This window comes from Vreelandella venusta (genome assembly GCF_044809155.1).
GTDB classification, from domain to species: Bacteria; Pseudomonadota; Gammaproteobacteria; order Pseudomonadales; family Halomonadaceae; genus Vreelandella; species Vreelandella venusta_B.
Genome location: NZ_CP085241.1, coordinates 2,974,406 through 2,993,119 on the forward strand (window position 1 = coordinate 2,974,406; position 18,714 = coordinate 2,993,119).

14 protein-coding genes and 2 pseudogenes are annotated in these 18,714 nt (G+C 52.1%); 3 read left to right on the forward strand and 13 right to left on the reverse strand.

Translation table 11 applies throughout. The features are described 5' to 3' along the window. Nucleotides 1-441: 441 nt before the first annotated feature. Both LG301_RS13845 and LG301_RS13850 read left to right on the forward strand, forming a co-directional pair. Nucleotides 442-1,218, forward strand: a complete 777-nt coding sequence (locus LG301_RS13845; RefSeq protein ID WP_404471735.1) for an EAL domain-containing protein — start codon at nt 442-444, stop codon at nt 1,216-1,218. 267 nt (nt 1,219-1,485) lie between these two features. Further along, nucleotides 1,486-1,581 (forward strand): hypothetical protein, encoded by a 96-nt coding sequence (locus tag LG301_RS13850; protein ID WP_404475273.1) that lies wholly within the window; start codon nt 1,486-1,488, stop codon nt 1,579-1,581. On the opposite strand, the pseudogene LG301_RS13855 reads toward LG301_RS13850, so the two are convergent. Continuing rightward, a pseudogene (locus tag LG301_RS13855) lies at nt 1,582-2,049 on the reverse strand (PAS domain-containing protein); the annotation flags it as partial. A 596-nt stretch (nt 2,050-2,645) separates the two neighbouring features. On the opposite strand from LG301_RS13855, the gene LG301_RS13860 reads away from it, so the two are divergent. Next, nucleotides 2,646-4,253 (forward strand): methyl-accepting chemotaxis protein, encoded by a 1,608-nt coding sequence (locus LG301_RS13860; RefSeq protein WP_404471736.1) that lies wholly within the window; start codon nt 2,646-2,648, stop codon nt 4,251-4,253. A gap of 286 nt (nt 4,254-4,539) precedes the next feature. Here the strand turns inward: LG301_RS13860 and LG301_RS13865 are convergent. The 12 genes and pseudogenes from LG301_RS13865 to LG301_RS13920 form a co-directional block, all read right to left on the reverse strand. Further along, nucleotides 4,540-4,923, reverse strand: a pseudogene (locus LG301_RS13865) (transposase); the annotation flags it as partial. Further along, the gene (locus tag LG301_RS13870) at nt 4,899-8,402 is read right to left on the reverse strand and encodes an EAL domain-containing protein (RefSeq protein ID WP_404471737.1); all 3,504 of its coding nucleotides are present in this window, start codon (nt 8,400-8,402) and stop codon (nt 4,899-4,901) included. The gene LG301_RS13870 and the pseudogene LG301_RS13865, both read right to left, overlap by 25 nt. Before the next feature lie 19 nt (nt 8,403-8,421). Next, a complete protein-coding gene (locus LG301_RS13875) occupies nt 8,422-8,946 on the reverse strand; it encodes a chemotaxis protein CheD (protein ID WP_404471738.1) in 525 nt (174 codons plus the stop codon). Nucleotide 8,947: 1 nt separating this feature from the next. Beyond that, a complete protein-coding gene (locus LG301_RS13880; RefSeq protein ID WP_404471739.1) occupies nt 8,948-10,024 on the reverse strand; it encodes a chemotaxis response regulator protein-glutamate methylesterase in 1,077 nt (358 codons plus the stop codon). After that, the gene (locus tag LG301_RS13885) at nt 10,024-10,869 is read right to left on the reverse strand and encodes a CheR family methyltransferase (RefSeq protein ID WP_404471740.1); all 846 of its coding nucleotides are present in this window, start codon (nt 10,867-10,869) and stop codon (nt 10,024-10,026) included. Before LG301_RS13885 ends, LG301_RS13880 begins: the two co-directional genes overlap by 1 nt. Then, on the reverse strand, nt 10,866-11,432 hold the full coding sequence (locus LG301_RS13890; protein ID WP_404471741.1) for a chemotaxis protein CheW: 567 nt from the start codon (nt 11,430-11,432) through the stop codon (nt 10,866-10,868). Before LG301_RS13890 ends, LG301_RS13885 begins: the two co-directional genes overlap by 4 nt. Before the next feature lie 5 nt (nt 11,433-11,437). Continuing rightward, entirely contained in the window at nt 11,438-13,111 is a 1,674-nt protein-coding gene (locus LG301_RS13895; RefSeq protein ID WP_404471742.1) for a methyl-accepting chemotaxis protein, read from the reverse strand. Between the two features lie 10 nt (nt 13,112-13,121). After that, nucleotides 13,122-15,206 carry a chemotaxis protein CheA gene (locus LG301_RS13900; protein ID WP_404471743.1) on the reverse strand — a complete coding sequence of 695 codons (2,085 nt, stop codon included), beginning with the start codon at nt 15,204-15,206 and terminating at the stop codon, nt 13,122-13,124. Further along, nucleotides 15,199-15,501, reverse strand: a complete 303-nt coding sequence (locus LG301_RS13905; protein ID WP_404471744.1) for a lipid asymmetry maintenance protein MlaB — start codon at nt 15,499-15,501, stop codon at nt 15,199-15,201. Before LG301_RS13905 ends, LG301_RS13900 begins: the two co-directional genes overlap by 8 nt. 10 nt (nt 15,502-15,511) lie before the next feature. Beyond that, on the reverse strand, nt 15,512-15,874 hold the full coding sequence (locus LG301_RS13910) for a response regulator (RefSeq protein WP_404471746.1): 363 nt from the start codon (nt 15,872-15,874) through the stop codon (nt 15,512-15,514). Between the two features lie 17 nt (nt 15,875-15,891). Then, the gene (locus LG301_RS13915) at nt 15,892-17,115 is read right to left on the reverse strand and encodes a methyl-accepting chemotaxis protein (RefSeq protein WP_404471747.1); all 1,224 of its coding nucleotides are present in this window, start codon (nt 17,113-17,115) and stop codon (nt 15,892-15,894) included. Nucleotides 17,116-17,377: 262 nt separating this feature from the next. Next, complete coding sequence (locus tag LG301_RS13920; RefSeq protein WP_404471748.1) at nt 17,378-18,580, reverse strand: EAL and HDOD domain-containing protein; 1,203 nt, start codon at nt 18,578-18,580, stop codon at nt 17,378-17,380. Nucleotides 18,581-18,714 lie beyond the last annotated feature (134 nt).

Here is an 18,714-nt window from a genome sequence, read left to right on the forward strand (position 1 = left end):
ATGACAGGCATCTAACCTGCGACCTCGGAGGCCGACTTTAATAGCGTGCCCTGCTTATAAATGAGGGGATTACCGGCGGCCCAACCCCCAAAGCTTACGGTATTATCCGCTATATGCAGCAGTTTAGCCTGGCGAGTAAACTCGTCATGCGCGACGTTAAGTTAATGTCAGCAATGGCGTCTTGTAAGGAGAGGTAATGGGTCACGCGTTGGGAGGCGTCTCGTATCGGTCTAATGCTCCAGAGAACGCGGTAAGGCGTACCATCCATTACAGCAATGCTTAACCCAGTGACCTTGGCAGAGCTTATTTTTATCAAAATGAAGGGTAATATCTCTTTAGCAAAATCGTTACAGGCGCTGTAACTTGTAGACTGTTTTTGGGTTAGTGAGCATTGAGCTGGCCTATAAGGCCAGACAGCACCAACAACATAAGGAACGAACCATGACAAACTGCGACGGGTTTGAAGGGCAGTGCTCACATTGCAGTGGTGGCACACCGTTTGAGTTTTCAATGGCTTTTCAGCCAATTGTTGATGTCACTCAACGCACTATTTATGCCTATGAAGCGTTGGTCAGGGGTGTCAACAACGAGTCTGCTTTTTTTATTTTGAATCAAGTTACGGATGAACTGATTTATCGTTTTGACCAAGCCTGCCGGGTTAAAGCGATTGAGCTTGCAAGTCAGCTGGGGATGGATAAGCCCTTATCAATTAACTTCCTTCCCAATGCTGTTTATGAACCCGAAGCGTGCATTAAAGCGACTTTGGAGGTCTCCGAGCGGGTGGGTTGGCCTATAGATCAGCTGATCTTTGAAGTTACTGAAACGGAAAAGGTACGTGACCGTCAGCACATCAAAGACATTGTGGATGCCTACAAAGAAATGGGCTTTAAAGTAGCCTTGGACGATTTTGGCAGTGGTTATGCTAATTTGGATCTGCTGACCACCTTATCGCCTAATAAACTGAAAATTGATCGCGCGCTGGTTATGAACTGTGATCACGATCCGCGCCGCCAAACGTTGTTAAAAACGTTAATTACCTTGGGACGTCACCTTGATACGATATTAATCGCTGAAGGTGTCGAAACCGTGGCAGAAGCACGTTGGCTGATGAATGCAGGCATCTCCCTGCAGCAAGGCTTTTTTTATGCACGACCAGCGTATGAACACGTCGTCAAAGATCTCCAGGACGCTTTTGATGCTGTCCATCAAACCATATAGCGTTAGGCAATAACACTTCTTCATCCTGATCACTGCCTCTAGCTAACTATCGAGAGAGGCACCGCCCTAGCAGAATGAACGTGCTCAATACCGCACCTTTTAACCACTTGCGCTGCTCTCTAACAAAAGACGATGCCATGGAAAATATCGTTTATCGACAGCTTTTGGAGGCGGCTGTAGAACAGTCGTTCAATGCCGTGTTGATCACAACCGCAGAACTCGACTGGCCTGGACCGGATTGTTTACGTCAATCATGCGATGACCACAATGACCGGTTATGCCATGGAAGAGCTTATTGGTAAAACGGTTGGGCAGTTGCGTGAGAGTATCGTAATATTGCAAGCGCTCAATTTCTGCTTCTGACGCTTTCTGTTGCGAAAGGTCGTAAAACATTGCCACGAAATTGCGTGTATTACCCCCTTCGTCTACCAATCGATCAATACTCATCAACTTGGGAAATACCGTTCCATCCTCATGGCGATCCCAAATTTCGCCTTCCCAGTGACGGTTTTTTTCAAGCGCAGCCCACATCTTGCGATAGAATTCAGGCCCATGCCGGCCGGATTTGGAAATCGAAGGCTTTTTGCCCATCACATGCGATAGCTTAAAACCACTCATTTTTTCGTAGGCGGGATTAACATACAGAATGCGGTTATCCGCATCGGTGATCACTACGGCGTGAGAAACACGCTCAACCACGTGATTAACCAACTCCAGTTGCTCAATGGTTTGCTGGTGGCGTTTAATCTCTTGCGCCAGCGCTGCCGAGTTATCAGTCGTTTCTCTATCCGAACCCGCTCCGTCCATGACGTCCTCTTCTTGCAACTTCATACTTTCTGTTTCTTACCATGATGTACGTGCTTACCCGCTAGATAGGCATACCCTTAAGCCTAACCTTCGACGTAAGTACATGAGGAAAAGCGTCAAAGACAAAAACGCAACTAATTGGAAAAGGCCCCCAGAAGCCGTGCTGCTTATTGAGCATTCATCAATTTGCACCCAATACACGACATTAATCGCCAGCATCCTATATCACCCTCGCGGCTTAATACAGTGCTATGGATATAAACATATCATCTAAAAACGATGGCAGGCTAAGAAAAGCGGACGTTTGTCCAGGCAGTAAAGTAACGTGTCGTAACAAGTCATAAGCAATTCATTTCCCAGTGGTTGGTATGGAAAACAGAAACGGCTCATACCGCCCGGCAATACGAGACGCCGTCGTATCGGACTAAGCAAAACATGCACCTCATATGACTTACATCAAAAAGATGAGGGTCTAGTAGCGCTTTTGCACGTTAACGCAGGGCCATATTTATACAGGCATAAGGTCTATATCAAAATATAGCTGTACAAATACTGTACAATAAGTGGTATTATACGCTTATAAGACAAACATCTGAGCAGACCGTAATAGGATCACCTTCATGTTGAGTTTTGCACGCCTCAAGGTTCGCCATCGTTTAATGGCCGGGTTTGGAGCCCTTCTGGTTATCTTTAGTGCTCTCACCGTTGTCGGCATTGACCGCGTCAACACGATTGACCAGCGGTTGTATGTGATCAATGACGTCAATGGTCGGATGATGCGCCACGCGATTAACTTTCGCGGCAGTGTGCATGACCGGGCGATTGCGCTGCGCGACATTACCTTGGTCAGTGACACTCAAAAGGTTAATGATCTGGTAGAACTTCATGACCGCCTGGCCAACAATTATCGCCAAGCCGAAAACAGCATGAACGACATGTTCGAAAACTACCCTGAAACCATTTCTGAGCGCGAGCGAGAAATGATCGCCGAGATTGAGCGCATTGCTCAGCGTGGCCGTGATTTTGCTCAAGAGATTATTAGCGAGCGCCGTGATGGAGACTTTATTTCCGCTCGTGAAATCGTCGTCGGCGAAGGCGGTAGCACCTTTGCCGAATGGCTTGATGCCATCAACGTGTTTATCGATTTTCAAGAAGCGCAAAGCGCCGAGGATACCGCCGTTGCCCGCGGCGTGGCCGATACCTTTAGCCAACTGATGATTACGTTAACCTTGATTGCCATTGTGCTTAGCATTGGCATTGCCGCGTTTATTTCTCGACAATTGGTGAAAGAACTAGGCGCAGAACCACGTGAAGTACGTGCCTATGCACAGGCCATCGGTCAAGGAGATCTTTCTATCAAGCCAAAGCTCGCCGCGAACGATAACAGCAGCATTATGGCCGCACTGGCGAGCATGGTAGATCAATTACGTGCTCTTGTTGCCCAAGTTCAACATTCAGCGGGAACCGTGGCGAGTAATAGCCAGCAAATAGCTGAAAGCAATAATGGCTTGGCCTCTAGCATGGAGCAGCAAGCAAGCGCTCTCGCCGAGACGGCCTCCGCCATGGAAGAGCTGCACAGCACGGTGGAGAAGAACGCCGACAACTCGCAACAAGCAAGTCAAGAAGCGAGCGGTGCTTCCACCACGGCTAAGCGTGGCGGTGAATCCGTATTCCAGGTCACTGAAACCATGAAAGCCCTGAACGAAAGCTCACAGGAAATTGCCGGTATTATTTCGACGATTGACTCAATCGCCTTCCAGACCAATATCCTCGCGCTCAATGCCTCTGTGGAAGCGGCGCGGGCGGGTGAGCACGGACGTGGGTTTGCGGTCGTCGCTCAAGAGGTCCGCAAGCTTGCCCAGCGTAGTGCCGATGCTGCCAAAGAGATCACCTCTCGCATCACCAGCAACCTCGAACGCGTCAAGGATGGCGATAAACAGGCAGAAGAGGCCAGCAAAGCCACGGAAGAGATTGTCGCCGCCATTGAGCGCGTCACAAGTTTTATGCAAGAAATCAGCAACGCTAGCGTAGAACAGAGCAAAGGGGTTAGTGAGGTCAACGATGCTGTAACCGATATGGACCGCGTCACGCAGCGTAATACGCTCAATATCCAAGAGGGCGCCCAATCCGCCACGCAGCTGCAAGAGCATGCAAGCGAACTGTTAAGTGCTATTGAAGTGTTCAAGTTGCCAGAACACGACCAGGCACTTGCGTTACCTGGGCGTTGATACGCTTTAGCCCCCTAGCCCTCACTCAAAAGAGTCAGGGCTAGGCTCTTCGATTAGCTAAATAATGGATGTACCGCATCACCTATCTCTTAGGTAGGCTAAATGGACAGTGTTTCGACATCCAGAGCAAACACGGCGCCGTGCAAGGCATTTCGCACAAACACTGCACTCTCATACCGCGTGGTTATGGCTACGGCTATCACCCACATCGCCTGGCACACTCAAGTCTGATGTACAGCGGTCAAGCGGCGTTGCTGTCTGATTGATCGGTTAATGGCTCACCCTACTAGAGTTTCACGTTATTTACGACGAGTGCCAGTTTGTTGAACCCGGCTATCCGCTTCCAGCGCTTCTGAGCGCTCTGAAGCAGCTTAAACACCATCGTCAAGGTCGTTGCTCGAGAACCGCAGTTCCGGCTGCGTTTGCTCCGCAGGCGAACCGTAGCGAAGGTCGATTCGATCGGGTTGGTCGTACGAATATGCAACCAGTGCTCTGCTGGATAGTCGCAGAATGCTAGCAGCGCCTCCCGCCTCCTCACCAAGCACTCCATTGCGTTGGGGTACTTGGGGTCGAAGCGCGTCTCGGCCATCCATATCTCGTGCAGCTCAGCTTTGACCTTGCGCTGCACGGATTTCCGTAACTTATTCAGTGCATTGGCCGTTTTATGCAGCCCTCAAGCCACTTGATCAAATCATCCAAAACCATAGGCTTGGCGAAATAATACCCTTGAAACCCGGTACAGCCGCTGTCGACCAAATAATGATACTGCTCTTTGGTTTCCACGCCTTCGGCAATCATCTTCAGGTCAAGTTCACGAGCCATGGCAATCACACCTTTACACACCGCCGAGTCTTTCTCGTTAGTGATCACGTTATCAACAAAGCTCTTGTCGATTTTGATCTTATCGACCGGGAGTTCCCGGAGATAACTAAAGCTGGAAAAGCCGGTACCAAAATCGTCAATTGCGGTGCTCACGCCCATACCACTCAGCGCGTTCAGGGTATCAATGGCCCCTTCTATATCCCGCATCAAGATACCTTCAGTCAGTTCAAGTTCCAGATGTTCCGGCGGCAACCCGGTTTCTTCGAGGATCTGCCGCAAAGTAGCCAGGAAGTTCGGTCGGTGAAACTGCATCGGCGACAGATTGACTGCCACTCGTCCAGGCAATAGTCCCTGGTTGACCAGTGACAGCGCATCCAGGCAGGCCCGTTTCGTTACCCAATGACCAAGCTGGGTAATTTGTCCTGTTTCCTCGGCAATTGGGATAAAATCTGCCGGAGAGATATTGCCCTTCTGCGGATGTCGCCAGCGCACCAGCGCCTCTATACCAATAAAACCACCACCTGCATTTACCAGCGGCTGGTAGTTGAGGTGTAACTGATCTTTTTTTATCGCTTCCTGCAAATCATTTCGAAGCTCAACCCGGCGCGACAACTTGCTGTCCAGGTCGCAGGAGAACACCTCATAAGTATTACGGCCCTGCTGCTTGGCTTTATACATAGCCATATCTGCTTGCTGCAGGAGTTTTTCGGAATGCTCAAGCTGCTCTGAGATGGTGGCGATGCCTATGCTCGCTGAAATGTGCAATTCATTGTTACCCACTTGATGGGGGCGGGCTATCTCTTCCAGAACACGCTCTGCCACATCAACAGCATCTTCCTGCGACTGAAGGTCAGGCAGCAGCAAAACGAACTCATCACCACCAAAGCGGACCAGGGTATCACTGGGGCGCACCACACTGCTTAGACGCTCAGCCACGCTAATAAGCAGCTTGTCACCGACCTTATGGCCCAGAGTGTCGTTGATTGGCTTGAATTCATCCAGATCAATAAACAACACCGCCATCAAGCAGGATTGGCGTTTAGCCAGTTCAAAATCATGGCTCAGGCGGTCATTGAACAGTGACCGGTTACCCAGGCCAGTAAGCACATCGTGAGTTGCCTGGTAAGCAAGCTTCTGGTCTTGCTCTTTTTTCTCGGAGATATCGTTCATCACCGCAATGAAGTGCGTAACGCTCCCCGAGTCATCACTGACAGGCGACAGGAACAGCTGGTTCCAGAAAGGTGCCCCATCCTTCCGATAACTGCGCAAAGTCAACGTGGCTGATTTCTCCTCCGCAACAGCTGTCCGAATCGTCTGAATATCCCCCTCGTCAGTGCCCTCGCCAGTCAGCATACCTAGAGCCTTACCATAAATTTCGTCCCAAATATAACCGGTAATCTGAGAGAAGGCAGGGTTAACATAAACCACCGGATAACCAGGCAACCGTGCATCGGTAATGACAATTGCGTTACTGCTGGCCTCCAGGCTTCTCTCCATAATTCGCTGTTTTTCTTCAATCTTCATACGCTCAGACACATCTTTGGCAAGCCCAAACACGCCATCAATCTCACCATCCACTACGATCGGCAGGAAAGTAACATCGAAAATCCTTTCTACTTTGCCTTTTGGCCGGAAGGTCATTTGAAAATCGGTTCTTGGATAACCACGATTGGCCTCCTCGTAAGCCCTGTAGACCGTCTGCAGGTCTGCACCGGGTACCGTTTCTGAATTAAACAGTTCACGAAAACTGACTCCAACCGCCTCCTCTTCGCGAATACCAACAATGTGTTCAGTAGCCGGGTTCATCGATTGATAAAAACCGTTGCGGTCAAACGAGAATACGGCGTCCGGATGATGGTCATAAAGAGAGCGGAAACGCTGCTCGCTCACTTTCAGTTCCCGAGCCTGGCGACGACTGATTTCCCCCAAAGAGCGTCCAATCATTAACTGATGGGTCAGGATCAAGCCAAAAATCAGTATGCCGGCTGGCAAGTAGTGATGCAGCGGCTCCCTGAGATTGAACGAGTCTGAGCGAGCGTTTAATTCCAGCGTCAGATCAGAGTCACCAAGAACAGCATACGTAAAGGCATAGCTGGGCAGATCCGCCATCTGATCGGACGCTTCGTCTTCAAGGGGCTGGATAGCGGCGCCCTTGTAGGAAATATCGATTGAGAACTGGCCCGTGCGCTTTCGCACCTCACGCTGAACAAACGTGTCTAAATCAACCGCGCTCACTAACGTCACACTGCGGTTGCCAGAGGAACGACTGACGATCAGCACCCTGGAGGGGTCATCAGGCTTGGCAATAAACCAGGACACGGTCTTTCTCGATTCACGAAATTCCCGCAACCAACGCAACACATTTGGCTGCACCAACTGATCCTGCAGCCAAATCAGGGCAGTGGGAGTGCGAGCATAGCGCCAGTTACTTTCATTAGAGGTATCCAGAACGACAAAACCCAAAAAGCTCTGTTTGTCTTCGGAGAGCAACCTGGCATCCCGGAGATAAAACTCACGATCGCGCTCATCAGGGTTAGACACCCACCGCTCAGCCATCCGTTGCAACATCTGACTGCGATCAGTGGAGGCTTGCTGGATGGTCAATGCAAAATTCTCCAGCAATCGCTGGGCAGCCTGCTCACGTTCTTGATGACGGTCCACTGTCGATGTGTACATAAGAGCCAACGTCGCCAAAACACCAGCGAAACCAATCCATGTCGCCGTCAACGGCATTGATACAAACTTGTCATTGGGACGGACACTGATTCCCCAGAAAATAGCGCCCAGCACCAGAGCGAAGAAACCTCCGGTGATAGATGCTTGTTGAGCGGGAATAGACAAAATGCTCGTTTCATTTCCAGGTGTTAGGTCAAACACCAATGCCAGTCCGCCAAAAATCACACTCAGCGTGCCACTCACCCGCCACAATAACTTGGTGCGCTCGCTTACTCCGAGACCGCAACACACACCCATCAAGGTGACAAATATGGCCGGGAGAACCGGGAGACAGAGTCCATCGCCCAAACCGTCCCCGTTTTCCTGCAGGTAGAGGCCGTCATGGCACACCAAGCTGTATGCACCAAAGAAAATTAATGCAATGGCGGCTGCCAGGCGCTGGCTACTCCGCATGTTCAGCACAATCGTGGTAATGGCCACACCGGCCAACGTCAACGCCAGCCCTCCAGAAGGCAGCAAATCCCAGCTATGAGGTATGGTATAGGCTGGCACAAATTCGATTACCAGCGTTTTCAAACCAATAGCCAGGCAGCAGAAAATCAATAACAGCAGCGCCGCTTGTCGCCACAAGCTTGCGGTCATTTTGTTCATTCGTTGGCTTATACCCCGATTAAATTTTGTTGTTCGCAATAGGTACGAATTCGACCTTTGCTTGCCCTGTCATCGGGTCAAAATCCACTTTTCGATAGCCCTGCTCGCCCACGTCCGCCTCATTGATAGAAACGCCTTCCGCCACTAACAATGCAAACGCCTGGGCCGCGTTTGAATCACCCACCGGACTGCGGTCGACTTCGACAAATTCCGAATCCGGAGCAAGCCTTGCCGAGGCCAGCATGTTGCCGCCCCCATAAATATTGGCTTTGTACTCGGAGAGCCGGGTGCCCCGCTCTTCTGCCAGCTTCCGGAACAGCCTCATGCAGTCATCGGCATAGCGGGCATCCGTCTTACCCTTTGCGGTTTCCGTTGCTGGCTTTCTGGCCAGAGCAAAATGGCACATACCGCCATATTTGTGGCGAGGATGCCACAACGTAATGGCCACGCAGGAACCCAGCAGGGTCTTTATCCGCCGGCGCCCCTTGCCAAACACCAATTCTCCAGCATGAATGACAATAGGCGGTTTATGCGCTGATTGCATTTTATTTCCTGCCTCGCATTTGGCCTAAAAGCGCTCCCGGGATATCTGGCAAAGGCAGTTGATGAACCACACCTCCACGTAACCAGGCCTCCTTTGGCATACCGTAGACCACACTTGTTGCCTCGTCCTGGCCAAATGTCACAGAACCGGCCTCACGCATTTCAACCAGCCCGTCTGCGCCGTCATCACCCATACCGGTCAGAATAACCCCCATCGCATTTCGGCCGGCGTAACGAGCGGCAGACCGGAACAGAACGTTTACTGAAGGCCTGTGGCGGCTTACTAATGGGCCATCTTTCAATTCCACGTAATACCTGGCTCCACTGCGTTTGATCAGCATGTGTCGGTTACCGGGTGCAATCAGGGCGTGCCCCCTCAACAAAGTGTCACTATCCTCAGCCTCTTTCACCACAATCCGGCACAGCTTGTTCAGGCGCTCCGCGAACGAGCGGGTGAAGCCTTCCGGCATATGCTGAACAATGGCAATACCCGGACAGTCAGCCGGCATGGCCTCCAGAACTTCTCGGATAGCCTCGGTGCCACCGGTTGATGCACCCAGAGCAATAATCTTGTCTGTCGTTTCGGCCATGGCTCTGGTGCGTGTAACGGGAATCACCGCATCCGCCGTCAGTTTCGGGACGGGCTTTGCACGCAGGGCCGGCAGCTTCGACACCCGGGCCTGTGCAGCCGCTTTGATGGCATCGGTAATGCGGGCGCGAGATTCAGCCAGAAACTGCCGTGTCCCCATGGTGGGCTTGGCAATAATGTCGACCGCACCGTACTCCAGCGCTTTAATTTGGGTTTCCGTGCCCTCACCCACCAGGGACGAGCAAATCACCACCGGCAACGGCGACTGGCTCATCAGTTTGCGCAAGAAAGTAACCCCATCCATCCGGGGCATTTCCACATCCAGCGTGATCACATCCGGGCGCATGTGCCGAAGCTTGTCCACGGCCATATAGGGGTCGGAGGCGGTGCCGATCACCTCAATAGCCGGGTCGGCATTCAGAATCTCAACCAGAGTCTGGCGCACCACCGCCGAGTCATCGACAACCAACACACGAATTTTCGACGCCATTAGTCCAGCCTCCGGAAAACGGTTGGCATCAGGGTCTCGAATTCACTTCTGAGCGTTCCGATGCTTTCAGAATGGCCAATAAACAACAGCCCGCCCGGGCGCAGGGTGCCTCGCAATTGTCGAAGGATGTTCTCTCGGTCTTCGTTGTTGAAATAAATCATCACGTTACGGCAAAAGATCACATCGTAGGTCGGCTTTTCCGGGTAATGACCAGTAATCAGATTGAACGGGTAAAAACGCACACACGAACGAAGGGAGCGGTCCATCCGAATCAACGCTTTTGCCGGGTCACGACTTTTTAACAGATATTTTTTCCGCAGCAGCTCCGCCACCGGCGCGATACGCGAACAGGCATAAATGCCCTTTTTTGCCGTTTCCAGTACCGAAGGCGCAATATCAGTCGCGTCGATGGTGAACTCAAACCCTTCCACGTTTTCCTGAAGCTCCTTCATAACCATGGCCAACGTGTAGGGTTCTTCTCCTGTTGAACACGCGGCGCTCCACACTTTCAAAGGGCGGCTAAACCCTGGGCCGCCCTGCATTGCCCAGTGATTGCGAATGTGGTGCTGAAGAAAATCGAAATGACCAGGCTCACGAAAAAAGTCCGTTTTATTGGTCGTCAGTACATCAATCAACAGGATTTGCTCGCCCTTGGCTCCGGCCGGAGACAGAGCGAAATCCAGATAGGTGGCGAAAGTTTGATGACCCGTTGCCTTTACCCGGCGTCGTATCCGGGTTTCGATCAGGCTGCGTTTGTGTTCGGGAAGCTGAATCCCGGCCTGGTTCGCGATAAAGTCAGCGACCCGCCGATGGTCGGCAGGCCGCAAACGATCCTCGCGGTTCATTCATCATCACCCGAAAGTCGCTTCGAACCCTGTGCTTTTGCATCCGGTTCGGGAACACGATCCAATACCTGCTGCAGTTCCTCGGAGGAGAAAATACGCGAGATTCGCAACAGGATGATGAAGTGCTCGTCACAGCGGGCCATGCCATAAATGTACTGGCTGTCCACGCGGTTACCGATTTTGGGAGGTGGGCTAATATCGTCGGTGCGGATTTCAATCACTTCCTGAACCCGATCAGCCAGAATGCCCAACGCAGTTTCCTCGCCGTCAATTTCCACGTTGATAATGACGATACAGGTATCCACGGTCGGTTCGGTGACGGCCATCGAGAAATGCACCCGCAAATCCACCACCGGAACCACTTTGCCCCGCAGATTGATCACCCCAAGCATGAACTCCGGCGTACGCGGCACAGGCGTCACCTTGCGGTGTTCCAATACTTCCTGAATACCGCTGATTTCCACCCCAAACCACTCATTTGCCAGAATGAAGGACAGAATCTGAATGGCATCCACGCTCTCCACTGCATTGTCAGCGGAAGTTACTGAACGATTTTCCATCATGCACCTCAGTAACGAACGAATTCGTCGTCGTCATCGTCCAAGTTGATATCAATACCGGCAGCCGCAGGCTTGAGCTTTGAGTGGGTGCGGAGCTGAGTCGGTGGCTGCGCAGTTTGACGGGCTGTGGTCTTCGGCTTGGAAGCTTTGTACTCGGACGCACTGCCATCCACAGAGAAGAAGCTAACGGTAGTGTTCATCTGTTCAGCCTGAGCAGACAACTCTTCAGAAGTCGCTGCCATTTCCTCTGCAGACGCCGCTGATTGCTGCACCACCTGATCCAGCTGCTGAAGCGCCTTGTTGATTTCGGACGCGCCTTTATCCTGCTCGACAGCCGCCGCGCTGATTTCCTGTACCAGGTCAGAGGTCTTCTGAATACTCGGTACCAGAGCAGCCAGCATTTCTCCGGCACGCTCGCTGACTTCCAAGCTGCTGCGGGAGCGCTCAACAATTTCGCCCGCTGCGCGCTGACTGCGTTCGGCCAGTTTGCGAACCTCGGCCGCCACCACGGTAAAGCCTTTGCCGTGTTCACCCGCACGGGCCGCTTCAATGGCAGCGTTCAGTGCCAGCAAGTTGGTCTGGCGTGCGATCTCCTCGATGATGCCGATTTTTTCAGCAATATCTTTCATCGCCGCCACGGATTCATGCACCGCTTCACCGGTACTCTGGGCATCGGTCGCCGACTGGCGAGCGATCTGCTCTGTCTGACGCGCGTTATCAGCCGTCTGGGAGATGTTGGCGGTCATCTGCTCCATGGAGGAGGACACTTCCTCCAGCGACGCGGCCTGTTCGGTGGCACCCTCGGCAATCTGCTGTCCTGTACTGCTCAGCTGAATGCTGCCGGACGACACATTGTCCGAAGCTTCTTTGATCTCGCGAACAATTTCACGAAGCTTATGGTTCATGTTCCGAAGCACGCCATAAAGATCCGCATCGCTGGCTTTCAAGTCAAACTGCTGATTCAGATCACCCTCGCCAATGCGTATTGCAATGCGCCCTACTTCGTTGATTCGGCGGATAATCACGATGGAAGCGGCAATACCGATGAGCAAAGAGATACCCAGCATGGTCAGTAACTGGGTGCTGGCCTCCTGATACCGGATTTCCGCCCGTTCAATGGCCGCAGCCATATCAGCATCGGCGATCTGGAGAACGGTTCTTAGCGCCTCAATGGCTTCATCAACCAGCGGCTCGGCTTCATCACGCAGGATCAGATAACCTTCTCGATTGGCCTCCGCAATCTGCAGTTCCGAGCTACCGGTATCCAATGTCAACGAAGCTACTTCTCTCATGCGACGCCCGGCATCAAACGTTGCCTGAGCAGCACTCTCAAACCGGTTGATCGCCTGCTCTCCTTCCGGACTGGCGATCAACTGGCGAATTTCTGTAAGCCGTTCAGCCAAAGCCTCCTGCGCAGCCACCGTGTTTGCTGTCAGCTCTCTCTTGGACTGAGCGGTCTCGCTCAATAGCATTGTTTTCCTCAGTCGATCGACTTCCAATAGTTCTGACCGGATCTGACCGGCTATTCGCACTTTTTGGGCATCTGTATTCACTACTTCGTCGAGTCGCTCTTTAGCTCGATTCAATGCATCGATGCTCAAATAGCTATTAAGGGCTATCAGGGCAACCAATAGGGTAAAGCCGGTGTACAACAGTGCTTTAATGGTAACTCGCTTCAACATTTTTTTGTCCTTAGCCCATTTGGGCTACGTCTGCCCTGGAACCTCTGGTCTTATCAACCAGTGCCGCCACATCAATAATCATGGCAATGCCACCACTGCCCATAATTGTTGCTCCCATCACCCCTTCCACATCCTCATAAAGCTTTCCAAGGCTCTTGATCACGGTCTGGAAATGACCGATCACATCGTCCACGGTGATTCCAAAAGTATCGTCGCCCACGCGAACGATCACGGTTTGTTCTATTAACGGTTGCCTGCCCGGCACATCGAACCATTCCCGTAGCCGGACACACGGTACTAACTGATCCCGATGCCGAACCAGGCGCCCACCATCACGGTGGCTTGTCTGGCTGGACAGGGTTTCAATACACTCTTCGACCACACTGAGTGGCATTACGTAATAGCTGTCAGACACCTGAACCATCAGCCCGTCGATAATGGCGAGCGTCATGGGCAAGGTGATTTTGATGGCCGTTCCCCGGCCTTGAGTGCTGTCAATATGAACCCGGCCCTGAAGGCCTTCGATGGAGGTCTTGACCACATCCATGCCGACGCCACGGCCAGAAACATCCGATACTTTTTCAGCCGTTGAGAAGCCCGGTTCAAAAATCAGTTGGTGTATCTCGGACTCGGACAGGGTCTGGGAAGCGGATACCACGCCCCGTTCGACCGCGCGGGCCAACACACGATCAGCGTTAATGCCGGCGCCGTCGTCACTGATCGTCAGGACAATCTGTCCTTGCTGATGAAAGGCGTCGAGACGGATCGTACCTTTGCGGGGCTTACCGGCTGCTTCGCGAACTTCCGGCGTTTCAACGCCATGATCCAGGCTGTTTCTCAACAAATGCACCAGCGGGTCAGCAAGTTTGTCGATAACGACTTTATCCAGCTCTGTTTCGGCGCCACTGGTCTCCAACACCACTTCCTTGCCCAGATCTTTGGCGAGATCGCGAACCAGGCGACGAAAGCGGCCAAAGGTTGAGCCAATCGGCAGCATCCGGATATCGAAAGTGGTTTCCCTCAAATTGGTGGACAAACGGGCAAGCTCTTCGGCCAGGGTTTCGATATGTTCATCGCCGGAATCCAACGCCAGTTGATCCAGGCGCGCCTGCAGGATGACCAGTTCACCAACCTGATCCATCAGTTGGTCCAGCTTGCGCTGTGGCACCTTGATGGTTTTTTCCGGCTCGGGCTGGACCTGGCGTTGCTGCTCGCGGATGTGCTTCTGGGTGGCCAATGCCTGCTCGACTGCTTCCGAATCGGCCACACCCGATTGTGTCAACAATTCACCGGCCAGCGGTTTTGCGCTTAACGCCTGTTCCAGCTCAGCAGCGCTAGCCGCGCCCTGCTGAACCAACAAATCGCCAAGACGACAGGCTTCGTCGTAATTGATTCTGGTGATCTCGATATGCCAGTCGTCCTGGACAAAGATGAAGACATCGTCCAGCGCGTCACGGCCCTGGCTAGTGGTCAGAATCACGGTCTGGTCTAGGTAGCAGTTCTCGGGATCAAAGGTCTCGACACTGAAGCGCTTATTCAAGTAACCAGAGGCGAAACAAGGCCCGAGAGAGTGAAGCTCCCGCATGACTGGCAACAGATCAAAACCGTCTTTAAACGCCGATTCGTTCGGTGAAAAGTCGATTCGATAAATGGCTTGTTCCGCTGTCTCCGGGCTGGCCGAAGCAGCAACCGACGTTTGAGCCTTTTTGGCCACCTGAGCACTGGCTGGCATGGCCGCCGTCAGCCGCCCAATCAAAGTTTCACTGATGGCCATGGATTCCGCACCGGGACTGGGGCGCGCCAACAGCTCTTCAATCTGGTCCCGACACTCCAGCACTAGATTGATCAGCCCCTGGTCCAACACCAGTGACCCATTGCGCACGGTATCAAACAGGGTTTCCAGGTGATGGGTGAAGTACGACAGATGGTCGTACCCCACCATGCCGGCGGCACCTTTTATGGTGTGCATGGCGCGGAAAGCGACATTGATCTGGGCCTCATCCCAAGGATGTTGCTCCAGCTCCAACAGCGCAGACTCAAGGTTCTCCAGATGCTCGGCGGCTTCTTCCCGGAACACCAGTACAGGATCAGACATGGCTGGTTTCTTCCACGCTTGGGCTCAACAGGAAGGACAAACCGAGAAAACTCAGCTTTTCCACAAAATCATCACTGGCGTGGAGCAATGTCAGAGTGCACTCTTGCGCACGCAACCGGGCACGCACCGTGACAAGCCACTGGATACCGCAAGAATCCACTTCCTGTACGTCACTCAGATCCCAGGTTCGGTCAGCGTTAGCGGAGCCTGACGCTATAAATGCCTCCTCCAACGCTCTGATCTCATAGATGGTGAGTGAGGAGGGTGCCTTCCAGGGGGGAGATTGGGTGTTCATGTCGCCAGTCTCAGGTAAGTTTGGTGACCGCAGCCAGCAACACATCAGGCTTGAACGGCTTAACCAGCCAGGCTTTTGCACCAGCGGCTTTACCCTCTGCCTTTTTGCTCTCTTCGGATTCGGTGGTGAGCATCAAAACCGGGGTAAAGCGATATTCGGCTTTCTGCTTCAATGCCTTCACAAACGCAATACCGTCCATGTTCGGCATATTCACGTCGCTCACCACCAGATGGAACTTGCGGCCGCTAAGCTTGGCCAGTGCATCTTTGCCGTCAACCGCCTCAACCACTTCATGGCCAGCCCCCCGCAATGCCATACCCACGACCTGCCGAACGGAAGCGGAGTCATCTACAACAAGAATGGTTTTCGACATGTTTGAGTCCTCGTATGTCAAAATAAAGTCAGTTCACTGCTTTCATCGGCATTGATAGGCCGTTGAGTGGCTCTGCCTTCAAGAATGTCCCGTTCGAACGCCGTCGTCGCACGGGTTTTCATTTGGTTCAGTAACTGAGAAACGGAGTAGATAAACCCTTCATGGTCCTCGGTATCCCGCTCAGCCATTAGGATCTCCACGTCCTGCAGCGCGTCAGACAAGTGAGTCAGCACCTGACTGAGGTGATCCTGGAATTGGAACTGAACGATGACGTCCTGCACCTGCCACTCCACATCGCTCTTTAATTTCATCAGAGCCTGAGCATCCTGGGCGATACTGGATACTCGCTTGTTAATACCTTCGGTAGTGCGCCGAATGGTGCTCTGGTTTTGCTCTCTCGCCTCACGAGATGCTTCGAAATTCTCTTTCGCCTGGTCGACGGCACCGTGGACCTGTGTTTTCACAACAGACACCACACCCTGAATATTGTCGCCAGTGTCGGCTGATTTCCTGGCCAGCTTTCGCACCTCGCTAGCCACCACGGCAAAGCCACGACCAGCTTCACCGGCTCTGGCGGCTTCAATCGCTGCGTTCAGTGCCAGCAGGTTTATCTGATCGGCAATGCCCTTCACCTCTTCGGTGTACTTGACCAGGGAAGACATTTGCACTTCTAGAGACTCAATCATTGAGAAGGTCTGGGAGTCCCGGTGCGCGGAGTCATCGAGCGAATGCCAAAGCTCCTCAAATGCTTCTGTCGCGGAGTCGGTAATATCCTTGATAGAGGCTTCTTTCTGCTTGATTGAGCTGCCATCTGATGAGTTCAGTGCCACATCGAGATTGTTCGCGATGGCATCAAAGCGTTGCGACAATTCAGTCACCGCCTCTTCCATGTTTTCCCGGCCACCATCCAAAGTTTTGCGCCATAGCGGCACCACAGTTTCCAAGGAAGTCAACATGGAGTTGTAGCTCTCAGCTTGCTTCTGCCTTCCGGCATAGGCGGGAATTTGAGAAGCGAAACCTGCTTTCAGGGCTTTGAACGCTGAATACGCCCACACACATGCACCGGTCGCAAAACAAAGCAGCACTGCCGCCACCCACAACTGGCTCTGGTAAGCCAGGATTGCTGCAATCAACAAGCTGCCCAACGTTGTGGCAGACATGCCTGACAAAAGAACGGCCTTGCGCACGAGAACGGCAGAACTTAGTTCGTTGCCAGTCAACACATCACCGATTGCCGACATTTCAAAACTCCTTGTAAGAGAGGGCCAGATGCCCCTTTTCAGCTGCGCCTCGTTGGTTCAGTGCGCCACAATAATTTGCAATATAGAACCATCGAATTGCATTTAAAGCTTTTTATGACGACTTTTAATGCTTTTTTTGTAAAATTTCGTATCGCGCATTTCGTGCTTTAAGAAATGCTGGCAAAACACAGTGACACCCCTGACAACAACTTTTATTAACAATGCATTACGAAAATACCGACAGCCTCGATTGCTTACTGCACTAAGCATCATCCAGCAGCAATTGGACCGATTCCGAAGCATGGCGATAAAGTGTTAACAGTTGGTGATCTATCTCGTGCAGCTTATCTTTCATCTGGACAGCTCGTTCTACGTCTATGACTATCTGAAGATTTTTCCCCAACGGACCAACAAACCCATTCAGAGCATTCTGGACCTCCTCAGAAATACAGAGATTTTCCAGAAAGGCATGCCGATCCACGCCAAGCAACACATCAACTCCTGACAACAAACCGACCAGAAATGCTTGAGATGGATCAACAGATTTGGAGTGGGCACGTATGGACAACTCCTGGCAGGCTTGTGCTCTGGCAAGAATAATACGAGCGCCCTGTGGTGAAGCCGCGTTGACAACCGCCACCAACGCAACCCAACGACGCAAGTTGTTGATGCCCAGCCTTAACACCACTTCTTTAACCGAGGTAATACGAGAACTGCTGCGATAGATTGGGCTGTTAATGACCTTCAATAAGCTGACCGCAACGCCCGGGTCGGCAGAGATGATTCCAGCAAGCTCATCGACATCTGGCTCACTTGTATATAAAGCACTTAGCAAACGGGCGAGATGAAGGGCTGCCGGGGTTAATTTTTTGCCAAAAATGATGGCTGGTTTAGCAAAAAAATAACCCTGAAAGAGATCAAACCCCATGTTCATATACACCGAGCGGGTCGCTTCGTCTTCCACCCGCTCGGCAAGCCAAAGACAATCGAGATGGGACAATCGCTTTTGATGTTCGGCCACCTGCTCCGGTGAAAAAACGCACACGTCAACTTTGATAACTGAGGCAAACTTCAGCAGTTCGTCCCAAGCAGGCGTGAACTCAAAGTCGTCCAGCGCAAAACGAAATCCCTGCTCGTGCCAACGGGCAACGGCAGCCACCAGCTCTTCTGTCGGCTCCATGCGCTCCACGAGTTCAATAACCACGAGATTCGGGTCGATCGGCAAGAAACCTTGCGACAACAGAAAATCCCCGGACACATTAATGAAGGCCGGGCTGTGATAGTGCTCGGTTTGGTCAGTAATACCGGTGCAGAGGTTGAAAAGCAGCTCGCTGGTGGCCCGAGTATCACCTACGTCCATAGCGGATTGGTTGAGATCATTCCGAAAAAGGAGCTCTACCGCATGTACTTCGTTTGATCGATTGTAGATAGGCTGTGACGCCAATAAGGCAGAACGTTCCTTCATAGAAAATGCCCTCGGTGCATTTTTTATACCTAAATATTCTTATACAGCAAACCGAGGGTAAGACAATGTTTTTTTGTTAATCTCAAAAGTAACCTGTCGTGTATCAAATTTTTAGTGGTAGGGTCCAAGATGGT